Source organism: Streptomyces sp., from assembly GCF_035645055.1.
Lineage (GTDB): Bacteria > Actinomycetota > Actinomycetes > Streptomycetales > Streptomycetaceae > Streptomyces.
Window position 1 is genome coordinate 42,517 of sequence record NZ_DASQNH010000035.1, and the last position, 18,917, is coordinate 61,433.

The window sequence follows — 18,917 nt, forward strand, 5'->3', positions numbered from 1 at the left end:
TGGCGTTCCGGACACTCGTGGTGGATGCCGTTCCTCGTGAGGATGTTTACGACAGACGGCAGCGGATCCTGCCGATCGTTCGAGCAAGGAGAGAACCATGGGTTCGGGGCACACGGTCGTGGTGTTCGGCGCGTACGGGCACACCGGGCGCTTCATCGTGCGACAGCTGCGGGAACGGGGTTTCGTTCCGGTTCTCTCCGGACGCGACGCCGGCAAGCTGAGGGAACTGGCGCGGTCCGAGCCCGGTTCGGACCCGCGCCCGGCGTCCGTCGACGATCCGGCCTCGCTCGACCGCGCGCTGGCGGGCGCCGCGGCCGTGGTCAACTGCGCCGGACCCTTCGCCGCGACGGCCGGCCCCGTGATCGAGGCGGCGCTGCGCGCCGGGATCCCGTACGTCGACGTGGCGGCCGAACTGGAGGCGATCGTCGACACGTTCACCCACTTCACGGACCGCGCCCGCGCCGCGCAGGCGGTGGTGGTCCCCGCCATGGCCTTCTACGGCGGCCTCGGCGACCTGCTCGTCACCGCGGCGATGGGCGACTGGACGGAGGCCGACGAGGTGCACATCGCGTACGCGCTGAGCAGTTGGCACCCCACCGCGGGGACGCGTGCCTCGGGCGCGGTGTCCCGGCAGCGGCGGGGCGGCCGGCGCCTGCGCTACACGAACGGGCAGCTGGAGTACCGCCAGGACGCGCCTCCCACCCTGCGGTGGCCGTTCCCGGAACCGATGGGCGCGCGGACCGTCATCGGGGAGTTCACCATGGCCGACGTCATCACCGTTCCCCGGCACCTGTCCGTTCCGGACGTGCGCTCCTACATGACGGTCGAGGCGGCCAGGGAGGTGTCGGCCCCGGACACCCCGTCGCCGTCCGCGGCCGACGACCACGGGCGGTCCGACCAGACCTTCCTCGTCGACGTCCTCGTCCGCTCCGGCGGCGCCGAACGACGCGCCGTCGCCACCGGCCGGGACATCTACGCCGTCACCGCGCCGCTGGTGGTGGAAGCGGTGGACCGCATCCTCTGCGGACGCACCAGGACCGTCGGGGTCGCCGCGGCCGGTGCGGTGTTCGACGCCCCGGACTTCCTGCGGGCACTGTCCGCGCACGTCTCGTTCGACCTGCTGCCGACCCGTCAGCAGGCGGGGGCCGCGGGCCGATGACGGAGCCCCTCCCCCCTTCCGGGCGTAGGGTGATCACTTTCCGATCCACTCTGGCCACGACCACCTGGAGGGTCACCATGTACGCGATACCCCTCGGCGACGACGGTGCCGAACTGCGCCCCCTCGAACCGTGGCGGGCCGAGGAGTTCCTGGCGCACGTGGACCGGGGACGGGAGTTCATCGGGCGGTTCATCGCGCTGCCGGACGCGGCCAAGGACCTCCCGTCGGCCCGTTCCTTCCTCCAGTCGTACGCGGAGAAGGCGGCGGCCGACACCGGGCGGATCTTCGGCATCTGGACGGACGGCACGCTGGTCGGCGGAGTCCTCTTCCGCACCATGGACGTCGTGCGGGGCACCGCCGAGGCGGGCTGCTGGCTGGAACCGTCCGCGGTGGGCCGGGGGCTGGTGACCCGGGCCGCCCGCACGATCATCGACTGGGCGGTCGAGGAGCGGGGCATCCACCGGGTCGAATGGCAGGTCGCCTCGGCGAACGACGCCAGCATCGCCGTGGCCCGGCGGCTCGGGATGACGCGGGAGGGTGTCCTGCGGCAGAGCTTCCCGTACCGGGGGCAGCGGCACGACATCGAGATCTGGGCGGTCCTCGCGCCGGAGTGGCGAGCGTCGAAGCAGACGTCCTGACGGGTCCAGCCACGCCGGGTCAGGCGCGGCCCCCGTGCGCCCGCTCCCTGGGCGCGGTCATCGCCCAGCGGATGCCGGCGGTCACCGCCGAGCCGAGCGGGCGTACCCACAGGTCCTCGGCGACCGGCAGCCGGGGCAGCCACAGCTCCCGGGCGGCCCAGGGCGGCAGGAGGGAGACGGCGGACGCGGCGACGGCCCCGTAGGGCATCCGGGCGATGAGCGGGACGGGCGGGCGCAGCAGCAGATACCGTGCCGTACCGCGTGCCTCGGGTGTCGCCCGCAGCTCGCCGCGGTAGGCGGCCAGCCGTTCGGCGAGCTGGGCGCGGTCGGCCGGCGGGTCGGGTACGCCGAGCGCGGCGGCGATGCGGGCCATGTCGGCGACGTACGCGTCGCAGTCGGCGTCGTTCAGCGGACGGGCGCCGTAGCGCTGGTGGGCGCGGAGGAAGCTGTCGACCTCCGCGATGTGCACCCAGCAGAGCAGGTGCGGATCCGAGGCGGTGTAGGCGAGGCCGTCGGCGGTGGTGCCGCGCACCCGCTCGTGGACGGCCCGGACCCGGTCGCAGGCCTCCTGGGCGCTGTCGGCGGGGCCGTAGGTGGTGACGGCGAGGAAGGTGCTGGTCCGCTGGAGCCGCCCCCAGGGGTCGCCGCGGAAACCCGAGTGCGCGGCCACGGCGGCCATGGCCAGCGGGTGCAGCGACTGGAGCAGCAGGGCGGACAGGCCCCCTATGAACATCGAGGCGTCGCCGTGCACCTGGCGGATGGGCCGGTCGGGGCCGAACCAGCGGGGGCCGGGTGTGCCGTGGATGCGGGCCCGGTTCCGGGCGCCCTCCGGCCCGGCGACCCGGGAGAAGATCGCCTCGCCGACCCGGTCGCGCAGGGGGACGAGGTCCGGGCGGAGTCTCATCGTGCCGCCTCCTCGGGGGGGCCGCCACCGGATGGCGTCCGGTGCTTCCCTGAACATTGTCCAGCATGGAGGAGCCTCGCCCTGGCCCTAGAGTGGAAGGCGAGGGTCCGTCCCGAGTCCTCTCGTACCACCGCACCGGAGCCACTCATGCACCACGCGTCCACCGCCCCGGACGACGACTCCGGAGCCTTGTTCGGGCTCGACGCGCTCGTTCCCGCCTCGGCCGGCGAGGGCCCGTCGTTCCGGGACTCCCCCGCGGCCCGCCGTCTGCTGCCCGTGCGGGAGATCCACGCCGAGCCCGCGGCGGCCGCCTCCCCGCGCGGCCGGCAGATCATCGCCCGGTTCCCCGAGGCCCGCGTGATCACCGTGGACTCGCACTGGCGCATCCCCGGACTGCACGGCAACGAGGGCAACGTCGAGCGCTGGGTCCGCGTCAAGGGAGAGACCCTGGTCCTGGGCGAGAAGAAGACCCTCACCACCCGCCCCAACGGCCGGTCCGCCGACTGGATCGCCCCCGGGCCGTCCAACGGCTGCGCCATGGCCTGCGCCTACTGCTATGTGCCCCGCCGCAAGGGATACGCCAATCCCGTCACCGTCTTCACCAACATCGAGCGGATCATCGCCCACCTCGCCCGGCACGTGGCCCGCCAGGGGCCCAAGGCCGAGCCGAACCAGTGCGACGCCGAGTCCTGGGTGTACGACATCGGCGAAAACGGCGACTGCTCGGTGGATGCCCTGATCTGCGACAACACCGCCGACCTCGTGCGCGCCTTCCGGCAGTGGCCCACCGCCAAGGCGTCGTTCGCCACCAAGTTCGTCAATCCGGACCTGCTCGCCCTGGACCCGCGGGGCCGCACCCGGATCCGCTTCTCGGTGATGCCGGCGGACGACTCCCGGCTGCTGGACGTGCGCACCTCACCCGTCGCCGAGCGCATCCGTGCCGCCGCGGACTTCCTGGACGCCGGGTACGAGGTGCACTTCAACCTCTCTCCCGTGGTCGTCCGCCCCGGCTGGCAGGACGCCTGGACGGAACTGCTGCGGCAGCTCGACGACGTGCTGCCGCAGCGGGTGAAGCGGCAGGCCGCCGCCGAGGTGATCATGCTGACGCACAACCGGGACCTGCACGAGGTCAACCTCGGCTGGCACCCTCGCGCCGAGGACGTCCTGTGGCGACCCGACATCCAGCAGGCCAAGCGCTCCGAGAACGGCGCGCTCAACGTCCGCTACCGCAACGACGTCAAGGCGCGGGCCGTGGAGGAACTCCGCGCCCTGATCGGCCGGTACGCCCCCTGGCTGAACGTCCGCTACGCCTTCTGACCTGGCCGCCGGCCGCCGTTACCGGCCGGCGGGCGCCTGTCGCGGCTCACGGTCCGACGTCGGCCACACATAGGGCAGGTCGTCCGGAACCCCGGGAAACAGAGCGGCGTACACGTCCCGGTCCTTGCGGACGAGGGCCGAGCGGTGGCTCTCGTGGAACGCCTCGTCGCCGAGCCAGGGCGGCAGCTCGCCGGCGGCCGCCAGCTCCTCCTGGTGGCGCACCGCCAGGCCCGGCCGGTACGCGGCCAGCCCCGCGACCAGGGAGGCGGCACAGCTGTCCTGGTGGCCCTGCTCCCGCCAGGCACGGCAGATCTCCAGTCCGTACCGCACGAGCGCCTCCTCGTACCCGGACCACATCCGTACGGCCGGATGCCGGCGCCAGCCATAGCCGGGGACGGTCAGGCCGCGCAGCACCTGAAGCGCCTCGACCCGCTGCTTGCCCAGCCGGCGCCGGTCCAGGAGCAGAGCCGTCTGCCGGAAGTCGGGGTCGGGCAGGAACGTCTGCATCCGTCAACGCCTCCCTTCCGTCAGCCGGGCGGGCGCCCGGGGTCCGTATGCGCGGCGGCCTCATCGGCGTGGCCGCCGGCCCCCAGCGGGCCGGTGGCGCCGAACGCGGGCCCGGCCTCCAGCATCGGCAGATGCCGCCGCGACACCCGCAGCACCACGGGCGGCAGCGCCGCTCGCGTCACCTGGGCCAGACGCAGCCAGGCGGGCACGTACACGGCGGTGCGGCGGCGTTCGACGGCGTGGCCGAGCCGGGCGGCGACCAGTTCCGCCGGGTACACGCGGCGCGCGGGCGGTGGCATGTGGCCGCGCAGCTCCCGCAGGACCGGGTAGTGGTCGGCGTCGCGGATCATGTCGGTGTCCGTCCAGTTCACGTAGGCGATGCCGACGGCCACCCCGTGGTGCGCCTCCTCGGCCCCCAGCGAGTGGGCGAAGGCCTCCACGCCCGCCTTGGAGGCGCAGTAGGCACTCATCATGGGGGCGGCGCCGAAGGAGGCCAGCGAGCCGACCTGGAGGTAGTACCCGGCGGTCTCCCGCAGGTCCGGCAGGAACGTCCGGGCCGTCTGGGCGCTTCCGGTGAGGTTGACGTCGACCACGCGGCGCCAGCGGTCCGGGTCCGAGGTGACGAAGGGGCCGCCCTCCGCGATCCCCGCGTTCGCGACGACGGCCGAGGCGGGTCCCAGCCCGGCCCGTACCCGCCGGGCGGCGCGGCGCAGTTCCGCGCCGTCGGTGATGTCGACCTCGTGGACCACCGCCGGGACCGGCAGCGACCGGGCCACCGCTTCCAGGGCGTCCTGCTCGTGCCCGAGCAGGGCGAGCCGGGCGCCGCGCCCGGCCAGGTCCCGGGCCAGGGCCGCACCCAGCCCACGGGCGGCTCCGGTGACGACGACGGTGCGGTTCACGAGTGGGGCGTACGTCATGGGGGTCGTCTCCCCTCGTCGTGGTGTCCCGGCGGGAGGCCGGGATTCCCGGAGTACCTGCCGCGGGGGCACGAGTGGCGCCGCGTACAGACCCGGGATCGGACCGTCGACGCCGGGCGCGGGCCGGTCGTCGCCGGCGACGCGTCCGGTCCCGGCTGGCCGGGCTTTCCGGAACACCTGCCGCCGCGGCACGGATACGGCCGCGTGGGGGCCCGCACTCGGGCCGTCGGTGCGCGGCGCGGGCCGGTCATCGTCCGCGGCCCGTGCGGTCGCGGCGGGCCAGGATCCGCTGGGCGCGTGCCCGGCCGGGCGGGAGGCGGCGGCGCAGGGCCGCGCGGGCGGCGTTGGCGCCGGGAGCGCCGTGTACGCCGCCGCCCGGATGGGCTCCCGCGGACGCCAGGTACAGCCCGGCGACGGGGGTCTCGGGCCGCCCGGTGCCGGGGAGCGGCCGGAAGACCAGCTGCTGGTGGAGGGAGGTGGTGCCGCCGTTGACGGCGCCGTGGTGCAGGTTGGCGTCGAGCGCCTCCAGCGTCGGCGGGGCGAGGACGCGGCGGGCGCGGATCAGGGAGCGGAAGCCTGGAGCGAACCGTTCCACCTGCCGTTCGACCCGGTCGGCCATGATCTCCTGCTCGTCCGGGCCCCAGGCGCCGGTCAGTCCCTCGCCGCCCGCGTCCGAGGCGGCGTCGAGCGGCACGTGGGTGTAGGCCCACGCCGACTCGGTGCCCTTCGGCGACCGTGCGGGATCGGCGGTCGTCATCTGGCCGAACAGGGCGAAGGGGCGGTCCGGGACCTGCCGCATGGCGATCTGCGCGGCGAACCTGGTCAGCTCGTCCACGCCGTCCGCGAGATGCACGGTGCCGGCCCGCGCCGCCTGCTCGGCCCGCCAGGGCACCGGCCCGTCGAGTGCCCAGTCCACCTTGAAGGTCGCGAAGTCCCACTGGAAGCGCCGCAGGTCCTCCAGCAACTGGCCGGGCAGGTGCTCCGGGCGGAGCAGGGCGCCGTACAGGGCGGGCACGGACACGTCCGCGAGGACCGCCCGCCGGGCTTGGACCGCCTCCCCGCCGGCCGTCCGCACCCCGACGGCCCGCCCGCCGCGGACGACGATCTCCTCGACCCGGTGCCCGCAGCGCAGGGTGCCGCCCAGGGCGAGCAGCCGCCGGGTCAGGGCGGTGGTGAGGGCACCCGCGCCGCCCACCGGGGCGGGGAACCCGTACGTCTGCCCGAGCATGGACAGCAGCCAGCCGAAGCCGCCGCTGCCGGCCGCCTCGGGTGCCAGGTCGGCGTGCAGGGCGTTGCCCGCGAGCAGCAGCCGGCCGCCCGCCCCGCGGAACTCCTCCTCGCCCAGGCGCCGCACCGGCAGCAGCAGACTCCGGGCGAGCCGCAGCCCGCCCGCGGCACGCAGCCGCACGGCGAGGCGGGCACCGGCCCGCACCGGGGGAAAAGGGGTGAACAGGGCGTCCAGCAGTTCCCCGCGGACGCGTTGCCACACGTCGTGCAGCCGGCGCCAGGCGGCACCGTCCCCGGGCGCGAAGGCGTCCAGGGAGGCGGCCGTGACGCCGAGGTCGCGGTCCAGGACGGCGCAGCGGCCGTCGCTCAGCGGGTGGGCCAGCACGTGTGGCGCGTGGCTCCAGCGCAGGCCGTGGTCCTGCAGGCGCAGGCCCGCCAGGACCGGGGAGGCCGCGGCCAGTGGGTAGAAGGAGCTGAACAGGTCGTTGACGAACTCGGGGTCGACACCTCGGTCGTGTCGTACGGCTCCACCGGCCTCGTCCTGCTCCTCCAGGACCGTCACGCTCCAGCCCGCGTCGGCCAGCAGATTCGCCGCGACCAGTCCGTTCGGCCCGGCTCCGACGACCACCGCGTCAGGCATGATCGTCTCCGGGCGGCGCGCCCACCCCCGTCCGCGCCTCCCGCCCTTGTGCGGTCTCCTCTGCCCCGGAGCGGCCCTCGGCCTCGCAGAGCCGGGCGAGACGGGCCAGCATGGCGCGGTGGCGCAGCTGGATCAGCGTCTCCGTGCCCACGTTGTGCAGCAGGCCGCCCGCGCCGCGCAGCGGGTGCTCGTCCACGATGACGAGGCAGTCCTCTCCCCAGGGCCGCAGCTCGATGGCGATTCTGGCGGTGCCCAGCCAGCCGGCCTTCGCCTCCAGCTCCAGGACGGTCCCCTCCTCGCAGCGCCGTACCACTGTCTCGTTGGTCAGCCCGACCGGCCCGATCCGCACCTCGTAGCCGATCGCCGCGTCCACCTGCGGCCATCGGCCTCTGATGGGCCGCGAGGTCGCCGTGCCCACCACCCAGTCCGCGTAGCGGGTCCCGTCGGCGAGAACGGCCCATACCGTTCCCGGGCTGGTCTTGATGAGACAGTGCCGCACCGCCATGGTGTTCTCTCCCCGGCTCGGTTACGCGCGTCCGACATCGCGGAGTGCCCCTCCCCGCCGAGGTGAAACGGGAGCCGGTCGCTCGGCTCCCCTCCGCCGTGCTCGCGCGGGAGTCGGGACGCTCCGGCCCGCCGGGAGCCGGCGGAGGTGCGGCTGAGGGTCATCCTCGGCGATGCCGACCGTTCCCTGCTCGGCGAACGCCGGGCGCGGGCCGGCGGCCGGGTCGTCCTGCTCGCTCTCGGCGAACGCCGCCCGGTGGTCGGCGGCACCGTGGAGTTCTTCACCCCCGTCCCGGCCGAACCGCCGGTGGACACCGTGGTGGTCGTCCGGTCCCGCGCCGGGATCCGGGTCCGCGGCGCGGAGTGTCTCGATGAGGGAACGGACGACCTCGGGGTCGTCCGTGTTCACGGTCACCGGAACACCGTCGACTCCGATGTGCACGGCCGGTGGCGGTGCGGGCCGGCTGGAGCGCCGCCGGCGGAGGTCAGGCGACCGTCAGGACGATCTTGCCGGTGGTGCGGCCCAGCTCGCCGATCCTGTGCGCCTTCGCGGCGTCCTCCAGCGGCAGGACCGTCTCGACCACCGGCTTCAGGGCGCCCCGGTCCACCAGGGCGGCGATCTCGCGCAGGCCCAGGTGGTCCGGCTCGACCAGCACCCACGCGGCCCGGACCCCGTCCCGGGCGGCGGGGACGTCGTCCGGGCCGGGCAGGGTGATCAGCCGGCCACCGGAGCGCAGTACCCGCAGGGAGCGCTCGGCGGTCTCCCCGCCGAGCCCGTCCAGCACCACGTCGACGTCGGACACGGCGTCCTCGAACCGCACGGCGCGGTAGTCGATCACCTCGTCCGCGCCCAGCTCCCGCACCAGGTCGTGCTTGGCGGCGCTGGCCGTGCCGATGACGTGGGCGCCGCGAGCCTTGGCGATCTGCACCGCGAAGTGACCGACCCCGCCGGCCGCCGCGTGCACCAGCACCCGCTCGCCCGGGCGCACGTCCGCCGCGTCCACCAGGGCCTGCCAGGCGGTCAGGGCGGCCAGCGGGAGCGCCGCGGCCTCCACGTGCGTCAGGCCCGCGGGCTTGGGCGCGAAGTGCCGGGCGGGCGCCACCACGTACTCGGCGTATCCGCCCGCCTGGCGCGGGAAGAGAGGCATCCCGAAGACCTCGTCACCGGGACGGAAGATTCCCACGCCGGGCCCGACGGACTCGACCGTGCCGGACACGTCCCAGCCGACCACCGGCACCGCGCCCCACTCGATGAGGGCGCCGCTGGCGCGCGTCTTCCAGTCGACCGGGTTGACCCCGGCCGCGTGTACCCGCACCAGGATCTCGTTCAGTCCCGGCTCCGGCCGTTCGACCTCACGTTCGACAAGGGTCTCGGGTCCGCCCCACTGCTCCACGACCACCGCACGCATGCCGGCTGCCTCGTTTCCGTCTCGATCGGCTCGCCGCCGGGAGGTTCCCGGCGACACGGTCCACGATGCGGTACCCCGGCCGGCCATGGTGTTGGCCGTGCGGTCACCATGTGACAGGATCTGGCCATGAGCACAGTGCGGCGCCGGGCGCCGGAGGAGACACGGGAGCGAGCCGGGGACCCGCCTCGCCGGCACCGGATCGCGGTGCTGGCCCTTCCCGGGGTGCCGCCCTTCGAGCTGGGCATCCCCTCCCGCGTCTTCGGCGGTGTCGAGGACTCCGACGGCCGCCCGCTGTACGAGGTCACCGTCTGCACCGCCGACGGCGCGCCGGTGCTCAGCGATGCCGGTTTCACCCTGCGGCCCGCGGCCGGCCCCGAGGCCCTGGCCGACGCGGACACCGTGATCATCCCGCCCACGCATGCCATGCCCGAGCTGGGCCGCGGCGGTCCGCTGCCGCGCGAGGTCACCGCGGCCATCGCCCGTATCCGGCCCGGCACCCGGCTGGTGTCCATCTGCTCCGGCTCCTATGTGCTCGCCGCCGCCGGGCTGCTCGACGGTCGGCCGGCCACCACTCACTGGAACCTCGCCCCGGAGTTCCGCAGCGCCTATCCCCTGGTCAAGGTCGACGAGGAGGTGCTGTTCGTCGACGACGGCGACGTGCTGACCTCCGCGGGCGTGGCCGCCGGCGTCGATCTGTGCCTGCACATGATCCGGCGGGACCACGGCGCCGCCGCCGCCAACCGGGCGGCCCGGATGTGTGTGGTACCGCCCTGGCGGGACGGCGGGCAGGCGCAGTACATCGACCGTCCCGTGCCCGAACCCACCGTCGCCAGCACCACCGCCACCCGGGCCTGGGCGCTGGAACACCTCGGCGAGCCGCTGACACTCGCCCGACTCGCCGAGCACGCCCGGATGAGCCTGCGCTCCTTCACCCGGCGTTTCCGCGACGAGGTCGGGATGACCCCGGTGCAGTGGCTCACCGCGCAACGCCTGGAGCTGGCCAAGCAGTTGCTGGAGACCACGGACTGGCCGGTCGACCTGGTCGCGCACCGGGCCGGCTTCGGCTCCGCCAACTCCCTGCGCGCACACATGAGGACGGCCCTCGGGATCTCCCCCGCCGCCTACCGGCGCACCTTCAGCGCCCAGGCCTGACGACACCGCCGGGGCCTCCCCGGCCACGGGCACTCAGATACCGAACTCCGCCGGGGAGAGGCCAAGAGCGCCGCAGGCCTCGCGGACCGCGTACTGCTCGGACATGTCGAAGTGCCCGTCCGCACCGGCGACCACGATGCCGGTCTGGATCACCGCGCGGGCCTCCGCGGGCTTCTTCGCGGCCTTGGCGATGACCTGGAGCGCCTCGGCCCTGCCCGCCTCGAAGTTGCCGAGCAGCCGGTCCACGTGCTGGTTGAACCGCTGGCGGAGCTGGTCGGCCGGGAAGTTCTGCAGCACCTCGTTGGTGACGATCAGCTCCTCGACGCGCTGCCGCTCCGCCGGTTCCACCTGGCCGTCGGCCACGGCCACCAGAGCGCACATCGCCATGCTGGCGTCCCGGTAGGCACCGCTCTTCAACTCGGTCTTCACCGAGGCCAGCTGGGTCTTGAACAGTCCGATCAGCTGGGCCTTCGTGCCTCCGGAGGAGGAGCCCGTCCCGTGGCCCTGCCCGCCGTGCGGCCCCTGCCCGCCGCTCGTCCCGCGAGCGCCCTGCGTCTGCTGCAGGTTCTTGGCCTGGTCCTTGATCCGGTCCCACATCGCCACTGGTGCTACCTCGGCTTCTGTCGCTGTTCGTCGCGGTCGTCGGTACGCCGTACGCCGGATGAACGCTTCCGGGAGCCGTGAGGTTCCCCGCCCGTGAGGGGCGGCCCTCCAGCCATCCCCCTCAGACGCACAGGGCGATGTGCCGGGCGTGCCCGTGCGAGCCGAGATATCCCTCACCGATCGTGGTGACATTGCCGTCGGACACGGTGTGGCACAGTCCCTCGGCTCCGTCCTGGTAGACGACCTTGAGGGTGAGCGCCGTCCCGCAGCCGTTCGCCGCCTGGGTGTAGCGCCAGCTTTCGTACATGCTCACGCAGGAGGGCGCGGGCTCCGCGGCCGTCGAGGCGGCGGACGCCGAGCCGGTCGTCAGGGGTGAGAGGGCGAGCGCTGCACCCAGGCCGGCGCCGGCCCAGTGCCGAAGTCCCCGTGTCCGCACCCGTACCGCGACGAGTGCCCCCATTCGCATCCGTGTCCCCATCCGCATGGCTGATCGCCTTTCTGCCGTGAATCAGGTAGGTCAACTCTTGAACACAGGCGACGTCAGAGGTCGGCTTCGTGTTCAGCGGTCGCACGATCGCACGGCGTGACGCGCACACCCAAGATGGTGATCACGCTTCCGGTCAGCCGTCACCCGCCATGCAGGTCCGCCCACCACCAGCGCAGATACCGAATCTCCCGGCTCGACGACGGAGGTGACCGCTCAACCATTACAGGTTCGACAAGTGAACATGTGCGGGTAACCCCAGGTGGCGGCCGTGCGCAGGGGGAATGACATGTCAGGTCTTGAAAGCACCACGGCCGGGCATCGGGCCGGTTCCCGTCACTCGACCGGCCAGGTGTGCGCGGGAGCGTTCAGGTGCATGTAGTCGACGTACTGCTGGGTCATCCGCCGCAGCGCCTCGTGCCGGCTCAGACGGGACAGGTCGTGGAGGTGGTGGAACATCTCCGCCTGCCACACCGCGCCGTTGCGGCCGCTGACACACCGCTGTTCGACGACCCCCAGCAGCGGCTCCCGCCAGACCGCGTCCATGCCCGCCTGCTCCAGCCCGCGATGCGCCAGGGGCAGCAGGCGTCGCAGCACCAGTTCCGTCACCGGGACCTCGCCCATCCCCGGCCAGTACAGCTGTGCGTCGATCCCGTGCCGTGCCGCGGCGTGCAGGTTGTGCTCCGCGACCGAGAAGGACATGCGCGACCACACCGGCCGGTCCTCGTCGACCAGGGCGCGGGTGAGCCCGTAGTAGAAGGCGCCGTTCGACAGGATGTCGGCCACCGTGGGGCCCGCGGGCAGCACCCGGTTCTCCACCCGTAGATGCGGCACGCCGTCGACGACGGCGTAGACCGGGCGGTTCCAGCGGTAGATCGTGCCGTTGTGGAGGGTCAGCTCGGCGAGTGAGGGGATGTCGCCGCGGTCGAGCATCGCCTGCGGTTCCTCGTCCTCACACAGCGGGAGCAGCGCCGGGAAGTACCGTACGTTCTCCTCGAAGAGGTCGAAGACGGTGGTGATCCAGCGCTCGCCGAACCACACCCGGGGCCGCACTCCCTGCACCTTGATCTCGTCCGGCCGGGTGTCGGTGGCCTGCTCGAACAGCGGGAGCCGCGTCTCGCGCCACAGCTCCTTGCCGAACAGGAACGGGGAGTTCGCCGCCAGCGCCACCTGGACGCCCGCGATGGCCTGGGCGGCGTTCCAGTAGGGGGCGAACTCGTCCGGGGACACCTGGAGGTGGAACTGGGTGCTGGTGCACGCCGCTTCCGGGGTGATCGTGTCCGCGTAGGTCTCCAGCCGCTCGACGCCGTCGATCGAGATCAGCAGGTCCTCGCCGCGGGCGGCGAAGATCTGCTCGTTCAGCAGGTGATACCTCGGGTTCTCGGACAGTGCGGCCAGGCCGACGTCCTTCTGCTCCAGCGTCGGCAGGCTCCCGACCATGACGAGATGCGCGCCGATCGCCGCGGCCTTCTCCTCGGCGTGGTTGAGCGCGTCCCGGATCTCCCGCTCCCAGGAGTCGGGGCCGCCCGCTGTGAGCCGCCGCGGCGCGATATTGATCTCCAGGTTGAACCGGCCCAGCTCGCTCGACCAGAAGGGATCGGCGATCACCTCCAGGACCTCCGAGCTGCGCATCGCGGGCTCGCCGGTGGCGTCCACGAGGTTGAGTTCGATCTCCAGGCCGACCTGCGGCCGCTCGAAGTCGAACCGCGACTCGCGCAGCATCCGCGCGAACACGTCGAGACACTCGTGCATCTTGTGCCGGAACTGGCGACGGTCCTCGCGGGTGAACGCCATCGCCGGGACGTCCCGTCCCATACCGCCCTCCCGAGTCTCCTCGGCGCGGATCCCTACCTTCAGAGTCCCACTCCCCCGCCGGACGAACCACCGACGCCACCGGTCGCCGCGCCCTCCGCTCACCCGCGCGGCGACGCGGAGGCGCCGCTGGTGGGAAAGCGGCGGGGCGGGCGGGTCACGACGAGGACGGCGCGGTCAGGAGACGGCTTCCAGGTGGGCGTCGAAGTCGGTCCGGGCGACATACTCCGCGAAGTCGCGCGCGGGGCGGCCCAGCGCCTCCCGGACACCGTCGGTCACCGTCGCGCCCGCGCTCCTCGCGGATGTGCCGGAACAGCATGATCATGAGCGGACGACTCGCCCCCGTCGGTGAGGACGACGGGGCCGGCTGCCCGGTGCCCGCCCCGGGGCAGCTCACCGCCAACGCCGAACTCCCCGACCCGTTCTGCCGGACCGACGGCACCCGCGTCACCGCCCAGCCCGGCTGGCGCTGCCGGCGCGCGGAGATCCGGCGGCCGGCGGAGCGGCACGTCCAGGACAGGCGGCGCATGGGGGGCAGGCGCCGGATCGGGGCGGGCGCGCACCCGTCCCCGCTCAGCCGAGCGCGTCCTCCAGGCCGCTCCTGCGGGGCAGTTGGGCGAGTCCGCCGCTGCCCAGCCGGATCCGGTCCTCGCTGATCATGACGCGGGCGGACAGCACATCGCGTATCTGGCGGCTCAGGCTCCACTTGCTCGTCGAGGGCTCCCGGTAGGCGTCCACGCCGATGACCTGGAAGGAGTCCAGCACGCTCTCGTTCGCCCGGGCGGCGGCCGTCAGACGCAGCGCGTTCGACCGGCGCACCATGGCGTCGCTGGTGGCGCCCCCCAGGGCGTCGTACTCGGCGGCGATGGAGCGGATCTGCTCCGCCAGTTCGTCGAGGGCGTCCGACGCCCGCCCCAGCCGCATGGTGCGGGCCGTCAGCATGTCCGGCGCGGCCCGGCCCTGCTGCCGCCGGAAGGCGTCCTGCGCGATGGCGAACGCGGACTCGGCGATGCCGAGCCAGCACGCCGCCCAGCCGAGGTTCGACAGCGGCATGATGACGCGGGCCGAGGCCTCGCCGAACGTCTCCTCCAGGAGGGCGTCGCGGTCCGTCCGGGCCCGCACCCGGCCGCCGCCGCTGGCCGTCCCGCGCATGCCGAGCGCCTGCCAGTCGCGCCACTGCGACACGGTCAGGTCGTCGCGGTGCACCAGTACCAGGGCGGCGTCGGTGGCGGGGTCGTCGGCCGACCGCCGGGCCACGACCAGGCCCGCGTCGGCCTGCCGGAGGTAGGAGGAGACGGAGACGTTCTTGTCGATGGTGAGGGCGCCGCCGTCCGCGTCCGCACGGCAGTAGGCCCGGCTCTCGCGGGGGCTGGCGGCGCCGACCTCCGACATCAGGCTGGCCACGAGGGGCTGTTCCGCCCACGCGGAGTCGAGGAACTTCCGCACGGTGGGGCTGGTCCTCGGCTGCCGCGCGACCGCCTGGATCTGGCCCTGGTGCATCGCCCAGATCATGCCGGTGGAGGCGCAGGCGCGGCCCAGCGCGTTGGCGACCGCGACGATCTGCGGCGCGGTCCACAGGCCCTCGCCGGGTACAGGTTCGGGGGCGAGGAGCCGGTAGCGCTTCAGCGCGGCGACGGCCTCGGCGGGGAAGCGGCCCTCGCTGTCCACGTCCCCGGCGTGCGCGCGGGCCGTCTCCACTGCGGCGGCGACCCGTTCGCGCAGGCTCAGATCCTCCGGGGCGTCCTTCAGCTCTTCGGTCATGGCGTCTTCTCTTCGGTCATGGCGTCTGTGACGTCTTTCGTCTGCCGGTGTCGGCGGCGGGCATGAGGATGCGCGCCGGGGAGGGGCCGAGCCGGGTGGCCGGGCGCCCCGGTGGGCGGTCAGCCACCGAGTTCCATGAGGCGTTCGCGCAGTCGGGGCCCGGATTCCGTCAGGTGGCCGGGGTCCAGCATGCGCAGGTGCGGGGCGGTCGTCCCGATGGTGTCCGCCTCGCCTTTGAACAGGTCCTCCCAGCGTCGCTCGTCGCCGGTGGCGGCCCGGTCCGAGGCGAGGAAGTGGGTGAGTCCGCAGGGGAGCCGCGGGTGGGTGTCGGACGGGCCGTCGCCGATGCCGGGCAGCCGGCCGTGGTCCACGTCGGCCGCGTCGAACATCACCACGTGCTCGACCTCGTAGCCGCGGTCCTGGAGTTCGGCGGCGACGCTCGGCGCCAGTGCCGCGCCGATGGACCAGCCGACGAGCACGATCGGGCCCAGCACGTCGACGCCCTCCACGGCGGACACGAACTCGTCCAGCAGGACGGCCGGGTCGGCGGAGCGGCCGTCGCTCTCCAGGGTGGGCGACAGGACGCCGTGCACCGGCATGTGCTTCGGCAGGTAGGGCAGCAGCTGCACGAAGCTCCACACCGTGCCGCTGAGCGGCGGCAGGCAGATCACCGTGGGCTCACCGCCCGCGGTGCGCAGCGGTACGGCGGGTTCCCGCACGAAGTCGGGGCGGCCGAGCCGCTCGGCGAAGGTGCGCGGGGTCGGATGCCGGAAGACCTCGTTGGTCTCCAGGGAGACGCCGAACATGTCCTGGAACCGCAGCACCATCTGGACCGCCAGCAGCGAATGCCCGCCCAGCTCGAAGAAGTTGGAGTCGCGCCCGATGTCCTCGCGCTCCAGTAGATCGCGGAACACCCCGCGGACCAGCTGCTCGTGCGGGGAGCCGCCGTCCAGGTCGTCGGCCGCGGGGGCCGGCTCGGTGCTCACGCCGAGGCGCCGGCGGTCGAGCTTCCCGCTCGCCGACATCGGCAGACTGGTCAAGGTCGTGTAGAGGGACGGGATCATGTAGTCGGGCAGGGTCTCGGCGAGCCGTTCGCGCAGCCCGGCCGCCTCCGGTACCGCCTCGCCCTCGGGGATGAGCCCGGCGATCAGCCGGTCACCGGTGTCCGGGTCCACGCCGACCACGGCGTCGGCGACGCCGGGGCACTCCCGCAGCCGCCGCTCGATCTCCTCCAGTTCGACCCGGAAGCCGCGCACCTTGACCTGGGTGTCGAGGCGGCCCAGGAAGCGCAGCCGGCCCTCGGCGTCCCAGCGTCCGGCGTCGCCGGTGCGGTAACGGCGGTAGCCGTCGGCCGCGATCCGGTCCAGCGGGAAGCGGCTCATGGTCAGTTCCGGCTGGCCGACGTAGCCCTGCGCCACCTGGGGGCCGGCGAGCCAGATCTCACCGGGCACGTTGACCGGGCAGGGCCGGTACGACGCGTCCAGCACATAGGCGCGGTTGAGGCCGAACGGGGCTCCTACGCAGGAGGACGCCTCGACGCCGGCGGCCCTGTCCCGCGCGTCCCCGTCGGACGTCTGGACGGTGCAGTAGACCGTGGCCTCGGTCGGGCCGTAGAAGTTCCAGTAGGACAGCCCGCGCCCGTCCAGGTAGGCGGCGAACTCGCCGGGCAGCGGCTCGCCGCCGAGCATCAGCCTGGTTCCGTCCGCGACCTCGACTCCCGCGTCGCGCAGGGACTTCCACACCGTGGGGGTGCCGCCGACGCAGGTGACCGGGGGTGTCGCCGTCAGCGCGCGCCGGACCGCCGCCGGACTGGTCGCGCCCTCTTCGAGCAGGTGGACCGAGGCGCCGGCCAGCAGCGGGACCAGGTACTCGAGCAGGGAGATGTCGAACGAGGTGGTGGTCAGGCTGAGGGAGACGTCCCGCGGGGTCATCCCGAGCAGGTCGACCGCTCCCGCGCAGAAGGCGGACAGCGCGGTGCGGGAGACGGACACACCCTTCGGATCGCCCGTGGACCCCGAGGTGTACATGATGTACGCGGCCGTGTCGGAGTCGGGCTCCGGGCGCGCGGCCCGCGTGCGGTCCGCGCGCTCGCGCAGGCCGGCGGGGCTGACCACGCGCACGTCGGTCGGCGCGCCGGCGCCGTCGTCCGCCACCATCAGGGCGGCGTGCGCGTTGTCGAGCATGAACGCGACGCGCTGCGCCGGGTGGGTCGCGTCGACCGGGAGGAAGACGGCGCCCAGCTTCCACACGCCGAGGACGGTGGCCAGGAAGTCGAGGCCGCGCGGCAGGCGGAGCGCGACCACGTCACCGCGTCCGACGCCTTCGGCGGCCAGCGCGTCCGCCAACAGGTCTGCCTCCACATCGAGTTGACGGAAGGTCAGGGAGTCGTCCCCGGTGCGGGCGGCGGTGCGGTCCGGCCAGGTCTCCACGGCGTCCCGGAACCGCGTCAGCACGTCCGGCACGGGGCGGGCCGCCGCCTCTACGGTGCCCAGGCCGGAGAACTCCAGCACTCGCCGCTTCTCCTCCGCGGAGGCGAGGTCGAGGTCCGCCACCCGGGTCGACGGGTCCCCGGCCGCCTGGAGCAGCACCTGGCCGAGGTGCGACACCAGGGCGCGCACGGTGCTCTCGTCGAAGCGGGCCGTGTCGTACTGGAGGCGCAGGCGCAGCCGCCCGGCCTCGGGGACGAAGGTGGTCGTCAGGTCGTAGCGCGCGCCGCTCAGCTCGACCCAGATGTGCTCGGTCGGCTCCAGACCGGCCAGTTCGAACGGCAGGTCGGGCAGGTTGGCGACGGACAGCGAGACCTGGAAGATCGGCGAGACGTTGTCGTGCCGCTCCACCGAGAGGCCTTGCAGCACCTGGTCGAAGGGGAGTTCCTGGTGCTGCATCGCCTGCAGGCTGGAACGGCGGGTGGACTTCAGCAGCTCCAGGAAGGAAGCCTGGTCGTCGACCCGGACGCGGACGGAGATGAGGTTCAGGAAGAGGCCCACGGTGGACTCGAACTGCGGTCTGGTCCGCCCGGCGACCGGGGTGCCCAGCACCACGTCCCGCTGGTCGGAGTACCGGGTGAGCACCACGGACAGCGCCGCCGCCAGCACCATGTACAGCGTGCAGCGCGCCGAGGACGCGAGCCCGCGGGCTGCGTCGTACACCTCGTCCGGCAGCATCGTGTTGAGGACGGCGCCGGTCATGTCGCGGCGCTCGGGGCGGGGCCGGTCCCAGGGCAGCTCGATCTGCGCGGGGGCGCCGTCCAGGTAGCCGCGCCAGAACTCGACCTCCTCGCGGATCCGGTCCTCGTCGAAGTGCTCCCGCTGCCAGGCCGCGAACTCGGGGTACTGGACCGTCACCTCCCGCGGTTCCCGGTCGGTCGCGCCGACCCCGCGGTTGTAGAACAGGGCGATCTCCTCGATGACGTTGGTCAGGGACCAGCCGTCGAGGGTGATGTGGTGCCCGATCACGACCAGCACGTGCAGCGTCGGACTCCAGCGCAGCAGATGGGTGCGCATCGGGGACTCGGCGCTCAGGTCGAAGGGCCGGGCGGCGGCCTCCCGTACGAAGTCCTCGACGACCGGCCGCAGGGCTTGCGTGGACAGGTCGTCCTGCGCGGGCATCTCCACCACGTCGAGCGGCTGTCCGGCCCGGGGCTCGACCCATTGCATGGGCTCCCGGCCGCCGGTGGCGGGGGTGATCCGGGTGCGCAGGGCGTCGTGCCGGTCGACGACCGTCCGGACGGCGTCGGCCAGCGCCTCCACCACGAGCGCGCCGCGGAGGATTCTCACATCGGTGTTGAGGTAGGCGACGTTGCCCGGCGCTACCTGCTCGACGAACCAGATGCGCTGCTGGCCGAAGGACAGCGGCGTCTCGATGCGGGACATACCAGAAGCTC

Annotated in this window: 15 protein-coding genes; 4 read left to right on the top strand and 11 right to left on the bottom strand. The window is 73.5% G+C overall.

Features of this window, described 5'->3' with window-relative positions:
- The first annotated feature begins 97 nt into the window (after nt 1–97).
- Both VE614_RS11935 and VE614_RS11940 read left to right on the top strand, forming a co-directional pair.
- A complete protein-coding gene (locus tag VE614_RS11935) occupies nt 98–1,159 on the top strand; it encodes a saccharopine dehydrogenase family protein (RefSeq protein ID WP_324935574.1) in 1,062 nt (353 codons plus the stop codon).
- Between the two features lie 77 nt (nt 1,160–1,236).
- Entirely contained in the window at nt 1,237–1,797 is a 561-nt protein-coding gene (locus tag VE614_RS11940) for a GNAT family protein (RefSeq protein WP_324935576.1), read from the top strand.
- A 19-nt stretch (nt 1,798–1,816) separates the two neighbouring features.
- On the opposite strand, the gene VE614_RS11945 is transcribed toward VE614_RS11940, so the two are convergent.
- Entirely contained in the window at nt 1,817–2,701 is an 885-nt protein-coding gene (locus VE614_RS11945; RefSeq protein ID WP_324935578.1) for an oxygenase MpaB family protein, read from the bottom strand.
- Between the two features lie 147 nt (nt 2,702–2,848).
- Here VE614_RS11945 and VE614_RS11950 point away from each other — a divergent pair, with 147 nt between their 5' ends.
- Nucleotides 2,849–4,018 carry a spore photoproduct lyase family protein gene (locus VE614_RS11950; RefSeq protein ID WP_324935580.1) on the top strand — a complete coding sequence of 390 codons (1,170 nt, stop codon included), beginning with the start codon at nt 2,849–2,851 and terminating at the stop codon, nt 4,016–4,018.
- A gap of 18 nt (nt 4,019–4,036) precedes the next feature.
- Here VE614_RS11950 and VE614_RS11955 read toward each other — a convergent pair whose 3' ends face one another.
- The 5 genes from VE614_RS11955 to VE614_RS11975 all read right to left on the bottom strand — a co-directional run bounded on the left by VE614_RS11955 (nt 4,037) and on the right by VE614_RS11975 (nt 9,222).
- The gene (locus VE614_RS11955) at nt 4,037–4,525 is read right to left on the bottom strand and encodes an MSMEG_6728 family protein (protein ID WP_324935582.1); all 489 of its coding nucleotides are present in this window, start codon (nt 4,523–4,525) and stop codon (nt 4,037–4,039) included.
- A gap of 20 nt (nt 4,526–4,545) precedes the next feature.
- Nucleotides 4,546–5,442 carry an SDR family oxidoreductase gene (locus VE614_RS11960; protein ID WP_324935584.1) on the bottom strand — a complete coding sequence of 299 codons (897 nt, stop codon included), beginning with the start codon at nt 5,440–5,442 and terminating at the stop codon, nt 4,546–4,548.
- 247 nt (nt 5,443–5,689) lie between these two features.
- On the bottom strand, nt 5,690–7,309 hold the full coding sequence (locus VE614_RS11965) for an NAD(P)/FAD-dependent oxidoreductase (RefSeq protein WP_324935586.1): 1,620 nt from the start codon (nt 7,307–7,309) through the stop codon (nt 5,690–5,692).
- Entirely contained in the window at nt 7,302–7,814 is a 513-nt protein-coding gene (locus VE614_RS11970) for an SRPBCC family protein (protein ID WP_324935588.1), read from the bottom strand. The genes VE614_RS11965 and VE614_RS11970 overlap by 8 nt, the downstream gene beginning before the upstream one ends.
- Nucleotides 7,815–8,298: 484 nt before the next feature.
- Nucleotides 8,299–9,222: an NADP-dependent oxidoreductase gene (locus VE614_RS11975; protein WP_324935590.1), complete on the bottom strand. Its 924-nt coding sequence runs from the start codon at nt 9,220–9,222 to the stop codon at nt 8,299–8,301.
- A gap of 126 nt (nt 9,223–9,348) precedes the next feature.
- Here VE614_RS11975 and VE614_RS11980 point away from each other — a divergent pair, with 126 nt between their 5' ends.
- Nucleotides 9,349–10,374 (top strand): GlxA family transcriptional regulator, encoded by a 1,026-nt coding sequence (locus VE614_RS11980; protein WP_324935592.1) that lies wholly within the window; start codon nt 9,349–9,351, stop codon nt 10,372–10,374.
- A gap of 33 nt (nt 10,375–10,407) precedes the next feature.
- On the opposite strand, the gene VE614_RS11985 is transcribed toward VE614_RS11980, so the two are convergent.
- The 5 genes from VE614_RS11985 to VE614_RS12005 all read right to left on the bottom strand — a co-directional run bounded on the left by VE614_RS11985 (nt 10,408) and on the right by VE614_RS12005 (nt 18,906).
- On the bottom strand, nt 10,408–10,977 hold the full coding sequence (locus tag VE614_RS11985; protein WP_324935594.1) for a tellurite resistance TerB family protein: 570 nt from the start codon (nt 10,975–10,977) through the stop codon (nt 10,408–10,410).
- A gap of 121 nt (nt 10,978–11,098) precedes the next feature.
- Nucleotides 11,099–11,461, bottom strand: coding sequence for a hypothetical protein (locus VE614_RS11990; RefSeq protein WP_324935596.1), 363 nt, complete (start codon nt 11,459–11,461; stop codon nt 11,099–11,101).
- 336 nt (nt 11,462–11,797) lie between these two features.
- Nucleotides 11,798–13,276, bottom strand: coding sequence for a glutamate-cysteine ligase family protein (locus tag VE614_RS11995; protein ID WP_324935598.1), 1,479 nt, complete (start codon nt 13,274–13,276; stop codon nt 11,798–11,800).
- Nucleotides 13,277–13,846: 570 nt separating this feature from the next.
- On the bottom strand, nt 13,847–15,034 hold the full coding sequence (locus tag VE614_RS12000) for an acyl-CoA dehydrogenase family protein (protein WP_324935600.1): 1,188 nt from the start codon (nt 15,032–15,034) through the stop codon (nt 13,847–13,849).
- Between the two features lie 119 nt (nt 15,035–15,153).
- Nucleotides 15,154–18,906, bottom strand: a complete 3,753-nt coding sequence (locus VE614_RS12005; RefSeq protein WP_324935602.1) for an amino acid adenylation domain-containing protein — start codon at nt 18,904–18,906, stop codon at nt 15,154–15,156.
- Nucleotides 18,907–18,917: the final 11 nt, after the last annotated feature.

Bases quoted from the DNA above. Each gene is read 5' to 3' on its own strand.
- VE614_RS11995 (WP_324935598.1), bottom strand. From the start codon at position 13,276: ATGGGACGGGACGTCCCGGCGATGGCGTTCACCCGCGAGGACCGTCGC.
- VE614_RS12000 (WP_324935600.1), bottom strand. From the start codon at position 15,034: ATGACCGAAGAGCTGAAGGACGCCCCGGAGGATCTGAGCCTGCGCGAA.
- VE614_RS11950 (WP_324935580.1), top strand. From the start codon at position 2,849: ATGCACCACGCGTCCACCGCCCCGGACGACGACTCCGGAGCCTTGTTC.
- VE614_RS12005 (WP_324935602.1), bottom strand. From the start codon at position 18,906: ATGTCCCGCATCGAGACGCCGCTGTCCTTCGGCCAGCAGCGCATCTGG.
- VE614_RS11960 (WP_324935584.1), bottom strand. From the start codon at position 5,442: ATGACGTACGCCCCACTCGTGAACCGCACCGTCGTCGTCACCGGAGCC.
- VE614_RS11965 (WP_324935586.1), bottom strand. From the start codon at position 7,309: ATGCCTGACGCGGTGGTCGTCGGAGCCGGGCCGAACGGACTGGTCGCG.
- VE614_RS11990 (WP_324935596.1), bottom strand. From the start codon at position 11,461: ATGCGGATGGGGACACGGATGCGAATGGGGGCACTCGTCGCGGTACGG.
- VE614_RS11935 (WP_324935574.1), top strand. From the start codon at position 98: ATGGGTTCGGGGCACACGGTCGTGGTGTTCGGCGCGTACGGGCACACC.
- VE614_RS11970 (WP_324935588.1), bottom strand. From the start codon at position 7,814: ATGGCGGTGCGGCACTGTCTCATCAAGACCAGCCCGGGAACGGTATGG.
- VE614_RS11945 (WP_324935578.1), bottom strand. From the start codon at position 2,701: ATGAGACTCCGCCCGGACCTCGTCCCCCTGCGCGACCGGGTCGGCGAG.
- VE614_RS11975 (WP_324935590.1), bottom strand. From the start codon at position 9,222: ATGCGTGCGGTGGTCGTGGAGCAGTGGGGCGGACCCGAGACCCTTGTC.
- VE614_RS11955 (WP_324935582.1), bottom strand. From the start codon at position 4,525: ATGCAGACGTTCCTGCCCGACCCCGACTTCCGGCAGACGGCTCTGCTC.
- VE614_RS11980 (WP_324935592.1), top strand. From the start codon at position 9,349: ATGAGCACAGTGCGGCGCCGGGCGCCGGAGGAGACACGGGAGCGAGCC.
- VE614_RS11940 (WP_324935576.1), top strand. From the start codon at position 1,237: ATGTACGCGATACCCCTCGGCGACGACGGTGCCGAACTGCGCCCCCTC.